The organism is Pantoea phytostimulans (assembly GCF_046118715.1).
In the GTDB taxonomy this organism is placed as follows: domain Bacteria; phylum Pseudomonadota; class Gammaproteobacteria; order Enterobacterales; family Enterobacteriaceae; genus Pantoea; species Pantoea phytostimulans.
Genome location: NZ_CP173698.1, coordinates 842,823 through 855,819, shown reverse-complemented (window position 1 = coordinate 855,819; position 12,997 = coordinate 842,823). Strand labels below are relative to the sequence as shown.

The 12,997-nt window shown below is 53.2% G+C and carries 13 protein-coding genes; 6 read left to right on the top strand and 7 right to left on the bottom strand.

The genetic code is table 11. The features are described 5' to 3' along the window. Positions 1–42 precede the first annotated feature (42 nt). Positions 43–429 (top strand): DUF6515 family protein, encoded by a 387-nt coding sequence (locus ACF2G4_RS04090; protein WP_215846958.1) that lies wholly within the window; start codon positions 43–45, stop codon positions 427–429. A gap of 54 nt (positions 430–483) precedes the next feature. Here ACF2G4_RS04090 and osmE read toward each other — a convergent pair whose 3' ends face one another. Further along, entirely contained in the window at positions 484–819 is a 336-nt protein-coding gene (osmE, locus tag ACF2G4_RS04085) for an osmotically-inducible lipoprotein OsmE (RefSeq protein WP_215846959.1), read from the bottom strand. A 190-nt stretch (positions 820–1,009) separates the two neighbouring features. On the opposite strand from osmE, the gene ACF2G4_RS04080 reads away from it, so the two are divergent. From ACF2G4_RS04080 to cho, 5 genes are all read left to right on the top strand, one after another. Beyond that, a complete protein-coding gene (locus ACF2G4_RS04080; protein WP_409075553.1) occupies positions 1,010–1,597 on the top strand; it encodes a TetR/AcrR family transcriptional regulator in 588 nt (195 codons plus the stop codon). Beyond that, the gene (locus ACF2G4_RS04075; protein ID WP_243078083.1) at positions 1,594–2,796 is read left to right on the top strand and encodes a multidrug effflux MFS transporter; all 1,203 of its coding nucleotides are present in this window, start codon (positions 1,594–1,596) and stop codon (positions 2,794–2,796) included. Before ACF2G4_RS04080 ends, ACF2G4_RS04075 begins: the two co-directional genes overlap by 4 nt. A gap of 118 nt (positions 2,797–2,914) precedes the next feature. Further along, complete coding sequence (gene nadE, locus ACF2G4_RS04070) at positions 2,915–3,739, top strand: ammonia-dependent NAD(+) synthetase (protein WP_215846962.1); 825 nt, start codon at positions 2,915–2,917, stop codon at positions 3,737–3,739. 65 nt (positions 3,740–3,804) lie between these two features. Next, positions 3,805–4,695, top strand: a complete 891-nt coding sequence (yddG, locus tag ACF2G4_RS04065; RefSeq protein WP_243078085.1) for an aromatic amino acid DMT transporter YddG — start codon at positions 3,805–3,807, stop codon at positions 4,693–4,695. A gap of 63 nt (positions 4,696–4,758) precedes the next feature. Next, on the top strand, positions 4,759–5,619 hold the full coding sequence (cho, locus tag ACF2G4_RS04060) for an excinuclease Cho (protein ID WP_215846963.1): 861 nt from the start codon (positions 4,759–4,761) through the stop codon (positions 5,617–5,619). 104 nt (positions 5,620–5,723) lie between these two features. On the opposite strand, the gene spy is transcribed toward cho, so the two are convergent. From spy to ACF2G4_RS04030, 6 genes are all read right to left on the bottom strand, one after another. Continuing rightward, positions 5,724–6,215, bottom strand: a complete 492-nt coding sequence (gene spy, locus ACF2G4_RS04055; protein ID WP_409075552.1) for an ATP-independent periplasmic protein-refolding chaperone Spy — start codon at positions 6,213–6,215, stop codon at positions 5,724–5,726. 281 nt (positions 6,216–6,496) lie between these two features. Further along, complete coding sequence (gene astE, locus ACF2G4_RS04050; protein WP_215846964.1) at positions 6,497–7,492, bottom strand: succinylglutamate desuccinylase; 996 nt, start codon at positions 7,490–7,492, stop codon at positions 6,497–6,499. 49 nt (positions 7,493–7,541) lie between these two features. Beyond that, positions 7,542–8,870 carry an N-succinylarginine dihydrolase gene (astB, locus tag ACF2G4_RS04045; protein ID WP_243078087.1) on the bottom strand — a complete coding sequence of 443 codons (1,329 nt, stop codon included), beginning with the start codon at positions 8,868–8,870 and terminating at the stop codon, positions 7,542–7,544. After that, a complete protein-coding gene (astD, locus tag ACF2G4_RS04040) occupies positions 8,867–10,330 on the bottom strand; it encodes a succinylglutamate-semialdehyde dehydrogenase (RefSeq protein WP_409075551.1) in 1,464 nt (487 codons plus the stop codon). The genes astB and astD overlap by 4 nt, the downstream gene beginning before the upstream one ends. Next, on the bottom strand, positions 10,327–11,373 hold the full coding sequence (gene astA, locus ACF2G4_RS04035) for an arginine N-succinyltransferase (RefSeq protein ID WP_409075550.1): 1,047 nt from the start codon (positions 11,371–11,373) through the stop codon (positions 10,327–10,329). Before astA ends, astD begins: the two co-directional genes overlap by 4 nt. Beyond that, entirely contained in the window at positions 11,370–12,590 is a 1,221-nt protein-coding gene (locus ACF2G4_RS04030; RefSeq protein ID WP_243078090.1) for an aspartate aminotransferase family protein, read from the bottom strand. Before ACF2G4_RS04030 ends, astA begins: the two co-directional genes overlap by 4 nt. Positions 12,591–12,997: the final 407 nt, after the last annotated feature.

The window sequence follows — 12,997 nt, the reverse complement described above, 5'->3', positions numbered from 1 at the left end:
TAAAAAGAGAATCCTGCAGGCAGTCTTAGTAGGAGAATACGCATGAAAAAAGTTATCGCCTCGGTGCTGGCGTTAACCCTGTTATCGCCTGTTTTTGCCTTTGCTCATCCTGGTGATTGGGGGCATGGGCCGGGTCCACATTGGGGAGGCGGAGGTCCACACTGGGAGGGTCCAGGTCGACTGGGTTTCCTGCCTGACGCCGCTACCGCCGTATTGATTGGTGGACTCACCTATTACCTGCTCAATGGCAGTTACTATCAGCGACAGGGCGACAATTACGTTGTCGTTGAGCCTCCTGCTGAACCTTCCGGCGGCGGCATGCGCGTCCTGGACTTTAACGGCAAGCGGTTTTATGTGCAGGAAGGTCACTACTATCAGCGTGAAATCAACGGCGATTATGTTGAGGTCCCGCGCCCTTCGGGTTTATAACCCCGTAACGAAAAACGGCCCGTCATTGACGGGCCGTTTGTTTTCAATCTGCGATTACTGATTAGCTTGTGGGTCAGTATCGTACTCAGCACAGCTCTGGAAGCCATAATTCATAACGCGACCGGTATCGCTATAGCTCACGAAGTAGGTCTGCGGTTTTCCATCGCGCTCGCCCAGTACATAAGTCTGGCAAGTGCCGCGTGCGTGAACCATCGTGATTTCAGTTGACGGCGTACCGGCGATTTGGCGAACCTGATCGCGCGTCATCCCTTTTTTAACATCCTTAACTACCGGCTTAGTCACGTAGCTTTCTGCGCGATCGTAAGTCGTACAACCAGACAGAGCAGCCAGCGTCAGCGCCGCAGCGATACATCCCATCACTTTATTCATCTTGTTGTTCCTCATTTTTTGTCCATGTCAGAGAAGCCTGGAACATAAATGCAGGTTTATCAAGTTTATGGCGAACTTTAAGTGCAGCCCGAAGCGTCAGGTTTTAGTAAAGAAAGCTGTTTTGACGTCAAGGCATCCGTATAATCGCCAGCGAGAATAAGCACTCTCAAAACTATTATTTGGAGTTGGCATGACTAAACAGCGTGAAGCCCGAGAAGAACGCCATCGTACCCGCAAGGATGAAATCATCTCAGCGGCGCGTCACTGCTTTCGCCAATTCGGTTTTCACGCGGCCAGTATGGCGCAGCTGGCAAGGGGGGCAAATCTCAGCGTCGGGCAAATTTATCGCTATTTTCCCAGCAAAGACGCGCTGATTGAAGAGATGGTAAAGCGCATAGTCGACAACAAAGTTGCGGCCATGAGCGACCATTTCGACGCCCAGCACATTGCGACCCTGCTTGCCTGTCGCATAACGCTAAGCGAGGAGGATGAAATGCTGATGCTGGAAGTGGCTGCCGAAGCGAGCCGCAATCCACGCGTGGCAGAAATACTGAGCGCTGCTGATGAGCGTATTTTCAGTAATGCCTGCCATAACATGCAGCTGAATCATCCGCAGCTTAATGAAGAGCAGATTACCGCTCGCGTTGAGGTACTGGCGGTGCTGGTTGAAGGTACCGCTTTTCGTCAGTTGACACCGCAGAAGGCGTCAGCCACCTCACTTCACTCCCTTTACCACTCCTTGATTCATCATATTGTTAAAAATTCAGAGGATAAATGACACCTGCACACTCTAACCGGCTGGTCTATGCCATCACGCTGGGATTACTGGCAGCACTTGGGCCGCTTTGTATCGATCTCTATTTACCTGCGTTGCCACAACTCGCGCACGATCTGAATACTGAAACCTCCACTGCACAACTCAGCCTGACAGCAGGTTTATTAGGGCTTGGCGCGGGACAACTTTTGTTTGGCCCGATGAGTGACAAATTTGGCCGCATTCGCCCACTGATGTTATCGCTGGTTCTGCTGTTTATCGCATCGATAGGGTGCGCACTGGCACAGGATATTAATCAGCTTCTGCTGGCGCGTCTGTTCGAAGGATTAGCCGGTGCGGGCGGCGCAGTGTTATCACGTGCGGTGGCGCGTGATATGTACAGCGGGCATGAGCTTACTCGCTTCTTTGCTCTGCTAATGCTGGTTAACGGTCTGGCGCCCATCGCTGCGCCCGTGCTGGGTGGCGTGCTGATGACGGTGCTTAACTGGCGTGGCATTTTTGTGGTGCTGGGCTGCATCGCCGTGTTGCTGATCTTCCTCGCACGTTGGAAATTGCATGAAACGTTACCTGAAGAGCGCCGCAGTAAAGGATCCATCTTTTCAGCCTATGCCGCTTTAGGTCAGGTGATAACGCATCGTCCCTTTATGGGTTTTTGCCTGACCCAAGGCTTTATGATGTCGGGCATGTTTGCCTATATCGGCGCTTCACCTTTTGTCTTACAGCAAATTTACGGTTTATCGCCGCAGGCCTTCAGCTTCTGCTTCGCTGCCAATGGTGTCGGCCTGGTTATCGCCTCGCAAACCAGCGCCCGCCTCTGCCCGCTTTGGGGTGAATATCGCGTGCTGAAAGGCGGCTTGACGCTGGCCTTTGTCGCCTCAAGCCTGCTGTTGCTGGCCGCCCTCACCGCTGCGCCATTACCGCTGCTGCTGGTCGCGCTTTTCTTTACCATCGCCAGTAATGGCGTGATTGCGACCACGGCCTCTTCGTTGGCAATGCAGAGCCAGGGGCATCGTGCAGGCAGCGCATCGGCTGTTATTGGCGTCACGATGTTCAGTCTGGGCGCTTTGGCTGTGCCGATCACCGGTATCGGCGGAACCTCGGTCTTAAGCATGACGGCAACGATCTTTGGCTGCTTCATGTCGGCGATAGTGATGTTCACGCTGCTGGCAAAAAAACCTGAACCCAAGGTGAAAACTGCCTGATTTAGCAACGGTTAACCGAAAACATCCGTCGCATTGACTTGTTGTTTTCGGTTATGCACGTTAGCTTTAATAGACAGTTCGCATCGTGCCGACAGGCTACTGACTTGAGGAGATGTTCATGTCACTGCAGCAGGAAATCATTGAAGCCCTTGGCGTTAAGCCAACAATCGACACTCAACAAGAGATTCGCACCAGTATCGATTTTCTCAAATCCTATCTTAAGCGCCATACAGGCTTAAAAACCCTGGTGCTGGGTATAAGTGGCGGCCAGGATTCCACGCTAGCTGGTAAATTATCGCAGTTGGCTATCGCTGAGTTGCGTGAAGAAACAGGCGATAATGATTACACCTTTATCGCGGTGCGCTTGCCTTTTGGCGTGCAGGCGGATGAACAGGATTGTCAGGATGCGTTGGCCTTCATTAAGCCAGATCGTTCGCTGGCGGTGAATATCAAGGAAGCGGTGCTTGCCAGTGAACGTGCATTGCAAGAGGCGGGCATTACGCTTTCCGACTTTATCCGTGGTAACGAGAAAGCGCGTGAGCGCATGAAAGCGCAGTACAGCATTGCGGGTATGACCAAAGGTGTTGTGGTCGGCACCGATCACGCCGCAGAAGCCGTAACCGGCTTCTTTACCAAGTACGGCGATGGCGGTACCGATATCAATCCTCTGTTCCGCCTCAATAAGCGTCAGGGTAAGCAGTTACTAAAAGAGCTGGGTTGCCCAGAGCATCTCTATCTGAAAAAGCCGACTGCAGATTTGGAAGACGATCGTCCTGGCCTGCAAGATGAAGTCGCGCTTGGTGTCACTTACGAGATGATTGATGATTATCTTGAAGGCAAAGAGGTTGCACCTGAAACTGCCCATATTATTGAAGGCTGGTATCTGAAAACCGAGCATAAACGTCGTCCACCGATCACCGTTTTCGACGATTTCTGGAAGTAAGCCCACCGATTTCCCCTGCCTGCGTGCAGGGGAAATACTCTCCACTCAGTCCTGTTGAGTCATCAATGCTAACCCCGCTTTCTCGTGCCACCCTGATTGGTTTTACCGCAATTTTGCTCTGGAGCACTACCGTTGGCCTGTTACGCAGTGTCAGTGAGGCTTTTGGTGCCACCGGTGGCGCCGCGTTAATTTATTCGACAACCGCATTATTACTCTGCTTCACACGCGGTATCCCCAACATTGGCGCTATGCCGAAAGCCTATTTATGGGGGGGTGGCGCGCTGTTTGTCGGTTATGAAATCAGTCTGGCATTAGCGATTGGCCTTGCCAGCAATCGCAACCAATCGCTGGAACTGGGGATGATCAACTATTTGTGGCCCTGTCTGACCATCATCCTGGCGATTCCCTTTAATCAGCAGCGTTTTCGCCTGTGGCTGTGGCCCGGATTAGCGCTCTCACTGCTGGGGATTATTTGGGTGATGAAAGGTCAAAGCGCAGGATCCCCCGCTTTGCTGTTGAACAATCTTTCAAGTAATCCGCTGGCTTACGCATTGGCCTTTATCGCGGCCATCGCCTGGGCGCTCTACAATAACATCACACGGCGTTATTCACGCGGAACCAACGGTGTGACGCTATTTTTTATGATGACCGCGCTGGCGCTGTGGCTGAAATATGTCTTTGATGCACAAAGCGCACCGCTGCACTTTGGCCTGCGCCCGCTGCTGGAGGTGCTGTTTATGGGAACGTCCACCGCCATTGCCTATTCTGCGTGGAATCACGGCATTCAGCATGGCAACCTCACGCTGCTGGCGACGGCGTCCTATTTCACACCCGTATTATCCGCCTTGCTGGCATCTTTGTGGCTGGGTTTAACGCCTGCGCTGGCTTTTTGGCAAGGCGTATTAATGATCACGCTGGGATCGATAGTCTGCTGGCTGGCAACGCGGCGACTTTAAGCCGCTGGCGAACATTTCACCGCCCTGTTAGACTGTATGGACAACCAGTAATTGGAGTTCATCTTGGTCCGACGTGCAGCAACGCACCGCCTCGAGTTCGACGCGGCTGCTATTTATCAATATCCCGAACACCTGCGTGAATGGCTGGAAGGCCTGCCGAATGTACCCGGCGTGTATACCTTTCATGGTGAAAGCGAAACGCTGCCACTCTACATCGGTAAAAGCGTTAATTTACGTTCACGCGTGATGTCCCATTTCCGAACGCCGGATGAAGCCAAAATGCTGCGTCAGTCGCGCCGCGTGACATGGATCCCCACCGCAGGCGATCTCGGCGCGCTGCTGCTTGAAGCGCAGATGATCAAAACCCAGCAGCCGCTGTTCAACAAACGCCTGCGAAAAAATCGTCAACTCTGCTCCTTGCAGATCACCGACGGTAAACCGCAGGTGGTGTATGCGCGTGAACTCGACTTTACCCAGTCACCGAATCTGTTTGGTCTCTATCGCAGCCGTTTTGCCGCACTGGAAAGGCTCAAACAACTGGCGGACGACTATCAACTCTGTCATGGATTATTGGGACTGGAAGCGCTTAGCGCCCAGCGCGGCTGCTTCCGCTCAGCGTTACGTAAGTGCGCGGGGGCGTGTTGCGGTAAAGAGCCGATCAGCGATCATCAAGATCGCCTGCTAACAGCACTGGAGAATGTCCGGGTGTTTTGCTGGCCATGGCAAGGTGCGGTGGGATTGGTCGAAACCGGTAAAAACATGACGCAGATTCACGTCATCGATCACTGGTTCTATCTGGGCTCGGTTACGACGCTGGAAGAAGCAAAGTTGCTGAAGCGTGCGCCGGGTGGATTCGATCACGACGGCTACAAAATTCTCTGCCGCCCGGTTCTGTCGGGTGAATATCCGATTCATCCTCTGTAGCACGCCACTAAAAGCCCTGGCAAAACAAAACCGCCGACGCTGCCCACGACACGAATGAGGTGGACAACGTCGGCGGTCTCAAGACCTTAGAGTATCAGCGCGAATTACTCCGCTGGTGGTGGCGTCATTTTGCCGTCATGCGGGCCTTTCTCGGTCAGGTGCTTTTCAAAATTCGCGTTGTACTGTTTTTTCTGCTCAAGCGTCAGCACGTTATAGAGTTTGTTCTGCGTTTCCATCATGGCAACCGCATTCTCTTTTGCATTGACGGTCATTTTATCAGCCTGCGCTTCAGCTTTGGCTTTATCGAAGCTATCAGCGGCGATCAGCGCATGATTAGCACGGCGCTCTTCCAGCGACGGACGCTTCATCTCTTTGCGGCTCTGTTTCATGATATCGCGCATCTCTGTTTTTTGCGCATCGGTCAGGTTCAGACCTTTAAACATCATGTTCATGCCATGGTGCATCGGCGGCTTATGCATTGGCTTTTCGCTACCGGCTGCTGGTGGTGGCGTCAAGTTGTCAGCCGCAGCGTGGACAGCGCTAGCTGCACCAAACGCCAGCGAAGAAGCCAGTAAAAGGGAAGTCAGTTTACGCATAATAGTGTCCTTATTATTCAGATTAATGACGACAGCGCTCTGTCGTGTCTTCGGAAACAAGCATACGACGCTGAACGTCAACTACTCAGAGGCTGAGTAAAGCCGTGAAAGCATAAAAGACAGAAATCCGGCAATCATGAAGAGAATGAGAAGAAATGCGTGAGGAATTGCAAAAGAGTATGAATTTACTGCGGAAACGCGAGAAATTAAGGAGGAGTGTAAGGGTTCTGGTAAGAAAGCGGAAGCAAAACTCCCGCGGTTTTAGGTCAAAAGAGCCCATTCTAGAGTGGCAGCGCCTGGGTCTGCTCGCCCTCTTCTATTAACATCAATCCTGCACGCAATCCCAGTGCGACATTGGGATTAGGAAACAAGACATATTCTCGTGCCTGCTGAACGTAGTAGCGCGTCTCGCCATCCTCCGCTAACAACGTCCCTTGTGGAAACGCCGTGAAGTTCAGCGTGTCGCTGCCCATATGCAAAACGAAACTTTCACTCTTGCGCGTAATCTGTTGCGCTACGCGATAATGTTTTGGTCGTTGCGTAATATCCGGTAAAGCCTCGCCATAAAGCAGTGCAGCCAATGCTTGCTGAGCAGCGGAGAACTGAGACAAATCATTCTTACCAAACGGCAGCGCTTTACCCAGCTCCAGCGTACAGCTGGCAGCCGCAAAATGTTCACAGCTAAAATGGGTAAACGTGCCAGCGGGCGCGCGATGAAATACCAATGCTTCCATACCCGCTGCTGCCAGCCAGTCGAGAAACGCCGGCGGCCATGGACGATCGCTCTGCGGCATCACGCCAAAGCGCGTGTGATATGAGCCGCGAATAGCGGTATGCAGGTCCAGATGCCAGCGCGTTTCGTCCACCTCACACGCTTGCCAGAACGTTTCCACCGCTTGTTCAAGATGCAAGACGCGGTGCGCTTCATCCCCATCGACAATCTGCTGCCAGCGTCCGCCAAACAGGCGATTAATATCGTAATGCATGTAACGCTTACCGGCTTTTAACGCGATCGGATTGCCCAAGATCACTAACAGCCGCTGTTGCAGCGGTTTTTCGCCGTTTAATAACGGCAGCAACAGTTGATTAAGCATCTCCACCGGCGCGGTTTCATTACCGTGTATCCCTGCTGAAATCACCATTGCCTGAAGCGCTTTTTCTTTTGGCTCCATCAACAGAATGCCGTGGTCGAGCCATTGCCAGTGAAGGTGCGCAGTTTCACCTTTACGTTTGCGTGGCGCTCTACCGGACAGCGTCTGTTGTAAAAAATCCTGCATCGTTCCTCCTTATCGCGTGAAGTGAAGGGCAGCCGCAGCTGCCTGCACTTCACTGCTGAAATGCGTACACATTTCCTAAGTCTAGCAGCTTGGTCAACGCATCCAGCGCTTCACGTCCTTCACGCAGTAGTTGTGGGTCAGCAAGATCGGCTTGCGTCAGGCGATCACGGTAATAACGATCAATCCAGTCATTCAGCTCAGTAAAAAGACGATCATTCATGAATACGGCTGGATTCACTGCCCGCTGCTCTTCCGGCGTCAGTACCACACGTAAACGAAGACACGCTGGGCCGCCGCCGTTTGCCATGCTTTCGCGCAGATCAAACACCTTAAGCGCCTGCAGCGGGCCGCCCTTTTCGACTTCCTCACAGAGGAAATCCCAGACGCGGGCATGTTGGCGTGACTCTTCAGGTAAAACCAGCATCATGCTGCCATCAGGCCGGCTAAGCAATTGGCTGTTAAACAGATAGGTGTTCACCGCTTCCTGCACGCTAACCCGATTTTCTGGCACTTCAATCGCAACAAAACCGGGCACGCGCTGTTTCAGCTGTGCCAGCAACGCGGCCTGCTCTACGAATGCGTGCTGATGGCAAAACAGGACGTTTTGATTACTGACCGCAATAACATCGTTGTGAAAAACGCCCTGATCGATCACTGCCGGGTTTTGCTGAGCAAAGAGCAGCTGATCAGCGGAAAGCTGGTGCAAGCGCGCCACCGCTTCGCTGGCTTCACGGGTTTGTCGTGCGGGAAAACGGTGAGGCGATGTCGCCTCGCGGCTGGCTTCGCGTCCATAAACAAACAGCTGTACACCCGCCTCGCCATAATCACCGCCAAAGCGATTGTGGTTGGCCGCCCCTTCATCACCAAACATTGAAACTTGCGGCAGCGCGTCATGCACGCTGAAGTGCTGCGGATCGCGAAAGATAGCCTGAAGTAATTGCGCCGTTTCTGGGGCTTCAATTGCCCGGTGAAATTTATTGTTGAGGTTGGCAACCGTAAAATGCACCCGGCGATCGGCGCTGTCCGCCGAGGGAGAAACCGTTGCCGCATTCGCCACCCACATTGCCGAGGCGGAACTGGCAGAAGACAATAAACCCGGCGCCGTCTGCGCGGCGTTAGCCAGCACCTGCTCATCGCTGCCGCTGAAACCCAGCTGGCGTAGCAAAGGCAGATTAGGACGCTCATGCGGCGGAATCACGCCTTGCACAAATCCCATGTCTGCCAGCGCTTTCATTTTCAGCACGCCCTGTTTGGCTGCAAGCCGTGGATTAGAAGGCTGGAGCTGATTACGCGTTGAAGCGACGTTGCCAAACGACAAACCGGCGTAATGGTGAGTTAACCCCACCAATCCGTCAAAGTTAGCTTCTTGCGCTTTCATTTTGTCGCTCCTGAGAAATCCAGACCCGGCGATAAAGCGGCAGGCAGCGTGAGATCGGGCGTTTCCAGCGATGCCATTGGCCAGGCACAATAATCGGCGGCATACCAGGCGCTGGCTCGATGATTACCAGAGGCGCCAATGCCGCCGAATGGCGCCGTACTGGCAGCACCGGTTAACGGTTTATTCCAGTTCACAATCCCGGCGCGCGCTTCCAGTAGCAGCTGATCGAAATGCGCACGTGAAGGCGAGATTAAACCGCATGACAAACCGTACCGCGTCTGATTTGCGAGTCGAATAGCCTGGTCGTAATCGTCATAGCGAATAACGCCCAGCAATGGACCAAACACCTCTTCATCGGGCAGGTTTTGGACCTCGGTAAGATCGATAATGCCTGGTGTGAGCAGCGCGCGTTGGCGATCGGGCCAACGCATTTCCAGCAGCACGTTACCACCTGCGTTCACCCGCTGCTGCCATTCATGGAATATTTTCTCTGCCGCGCTGCAAGAGATCACGCTGCCCATAAAAGGCTGTGGCTCGGCATCCCAAGCGCCCGGTTGTAAGCGCGCACTAACTTCAACCAGACGTTGCAAGAAAGTATCTCCCGCCGCTCCCCGCTTTACCAGCAGGCGGCGAGCGCAGGTACAGCGTTGACCCGCAGTGATAAACGCTGATTGCAACGCAACATGCACTGCGGCATCAATATCTGCAGGATCTTCGACGATCAGCGCATTATTGCCGCCCATCTCCAGCGCCAGCATTTTCTCAGGCTGTCCGCCAAACTGTCGATGTAATTGATACCCGGTGTTGGCGCTGCCGGTAAACAGTAATCCATCAATTTGGTTATCCGACGCCAATGCCTGTCCGGTTTCTCGTGCGCCTTGCAACAGCGCCAACACACCTGCAGGCAATCCGGCTGCCAGCCATAAGCGCACGGTTTTCTCTGCCGTCAGTGGCGTAAGTTCGCTGGGTTTAAACACTACACAGTTGCCTGCCAGTAAAGCGGGCACAATATGTCCGTTCGGCAGATGGCCCGGAAAATTGTACGGCCCAAATACCGCTAACACGCCGTGTGGACGGTGGCGCAGCGAGCTTTCGCCATCGGCTTGTTCACCCGTGCGCGTATGGTAGGCTTTGATGGAAATCGCGATTTTATTGATCATCGCCCCAACTTCGGTCAACGCTTCCCAGCGCGGCTTACCGGTTTCGCGCGCAATGGTTTCTGCCAGCTCAACTTTGTTGGCTTCAAGCTGGGCGGCAAATTTTTCAACGTACACCTGGCGTTGCGCAAAAGGTAACGTCGCCCACGCGGGAAAGGCTGCGCGGGCAGCTTCACACGCGGCCTCAACCTGTTGTGCTGACGCAGCCTGACCTTGCCACAGCGTTTCGCCGCTGACCGGATCCTGTTTAGTCAGGGTTTCAGCGCTACCGGCCAACCATTCGCCTTTAATCATCTGCGTCATGCTGTTTTCTCCTCGCGGTTCTTATTTTCATTGAAAAGTGTCACTACGCGCAGGCTATCACCCGGCTGACATTTCAATGCCTGCATCTGTGCATCCGTTAATTGCACGCTGCCGCTTGCAGGATCGACCGGCAAGAGCGCCACGCGAAACTGGCGATAATGGCTGTTCGCTACCAGGCAGAGTGGACCCTCCGCCTCGGTTTTACCCTTTACGACATTCACTACACGGCTTTTGCGCACCGCGCGAATGCGATCGATATCGCATTCCAGCGTTGGGCCACCATCAAAGATGTCGATATAGTTCAGGTAACGGAAACCTTCCGCTTCCAACACCGCGCGCGCGGGGGCGGTTTTAGGGTGAACTTCGCCAATTACCGCCTGCGCCTCTTCGGTCAGGTAATGAATGTAAAGCGGATGTTTCGGCATCAGCTCGGCAATAAACGCCTTCTGACCGGTGCCGCTGAGAAAATCAGCCTGGCTAAATTCCATGGAAAAAAAGCGGCTACCCACGCTGTCCCAGAAGGGTGAATGCCCTGTTTCATCGCTGACGCCACGCATCTCTGCCACGACCCGATCCATAAAGCGATCGCGGAAACTGGCCATAAACAGAAAGCGCGATTTAGACAGCAGATAGCCATTTTTGCCGTCGCGGTAATCGGGATCGAGAAACAGGGTGCAAAGCTCGCTGCTGCCGGTGTGATCGTTGCTTAAATAGAGCGTGGGTAACGCTGCATAGACGTTGAGTTCTTTGGAGGCATGCACATGCGTGCCAACGCGAAAGTTATACCAAGGATCTTGTAAACCCACCGCCACTTCAATGGCGCAAATGCCGACCGCGCGATTGTCTTCGCTATCCGCCAAAACAAATACATAGCCTTGCTCGGCGCGTGGCAAGCTGCCATCCCAGGTTTGTAGCGAGCGTTCGATACGTGCTTGTAAGGTGGCGCTGTCAACGGGCAGCGAGGTTAGCCCGCCACCGGTTTTGCCCGCCAGCGCCATTAACTGGCTTAAATCATCCCGTTCAACCGGACGAATAACCATCATGACGATGTTCCTCGCGCAAAGGATTCACACGCCTCGGCAAAACGTGCCATACCTGTTCTGAGTTCTTGCTCGCTGATATTCAGTGCAGGGGCGAAACGCACTACATTTGCCCCGGCGATCAACACCATGACGCCCATCTCAGCCGCAGCAAGATTGATCTGTTTTGCCTTACCGGCAAAGTCATCACTCAATACCGCGCCAATCAGCAGTCCGAGTCCCCGTACCTGTTTAAACAGATGTAAACGCTGATTCAGCTCATCCAGCGCCTCAACAATCCAGGTATGACGTTGTGCCACGCCCGCCATCATTTCTGGCTGATTGATCAGTTCCATGACTTTGCCTGCGACCGCGCCCGCCAGCGGATTGCCGCCGTAAGTGGTGCCGTGCGTGCCCACGCCCATCACCAAGGCTAAATCTTCACGCGTCAACATGGCACCAATTGGAAATCCGCCGCCAAGCGCTTTGGCGCTGGTTAATACGTCCGGCGTGATGCCGTAATGCATATAGGCATAAAGTGAACCCGTGCGGCCCACGCCACTCTGCACTTCATCAAAAATCAGCAGCGCCTGATGTTTGTCACACAACTCGCGCAAGCCGCGCAGGAAAGCGGGCTCAGCCGGTAATACACCGCCTTCACCCTGAATAGGCTCAACAATCACTGCACAGGTATTTTCGTTGATCAGCGCGGCGGCGGCTTCAAGATCGTTGAACGCAGCATGCTGAATATCGGGCGGCAGCGGCGCAAAATCTTTTGAATAGGCAGGTTGACCACCCGCAGAGACAGTAAATAAGGTGCGACCATGAAAGGCGTTAGTGAAGGCGACAATGCCGCTTTTATGCGCACCAAAGCGATCGTGCGCAACTTTACGGGCCAGCTTTAATGCGGCCTCATTGGCTTCCGCGCCTGAGTTACAGAAAAAGACCCGATCGGCAAAAGTGGCATCAATCAACTGTTTTGCCAGACGCAGAATCGGTTCGTTGGTATAGCCATTACCAGTGTGCCATAGGCGAGCGGCCTGATCTTGCAACGCCTGTTGCAGAGCAGGATGCGCGTGGCCCAATGCGTTAACGGCAATGCCCCCCGCAAAATCGATATAATCTTTTCCGTTTTGATCCCACACCGTTGAGCCTTCGGCACGCACCGGCACAAAAGCGGCAGGCGCATAAACCGGCATCATCCATTGATCAAAGTCGTGACGTGAAACGTGCAGTGACATAACTCTCTCTCCTGCTTTCCCGGCTGGGTAAAGCTATTGTTTTAAAGTTGTTAAATTCTTGATTAACGCTGCTCTACTCTAGATTGCAGATAGCGTGCCAGCCAAGGACAAAAATGCATAAAACGTTTTGACTTACCAAATATCAATGAGTTAAGTGCGAACACCATTCACTTTATTTGCATAATTAGTGAATAATTATCTTAACGAGGCGCTTGCGCCGAGTATTAAATAGCGGAATTATGCATTTGCGCTATGAAATATCGCTTTTGTGATCGCTGATAAATTAATTGTCCAAAAACGGGCATCTGCTGCCCAATTTGAGGGCAATTTGCGCATTTGCAGTGCAGGTAAGCATTCACGTGAATTAAAGAAAGCGGTAAACGTGGAAATAGAGGATAAGCAAGCTA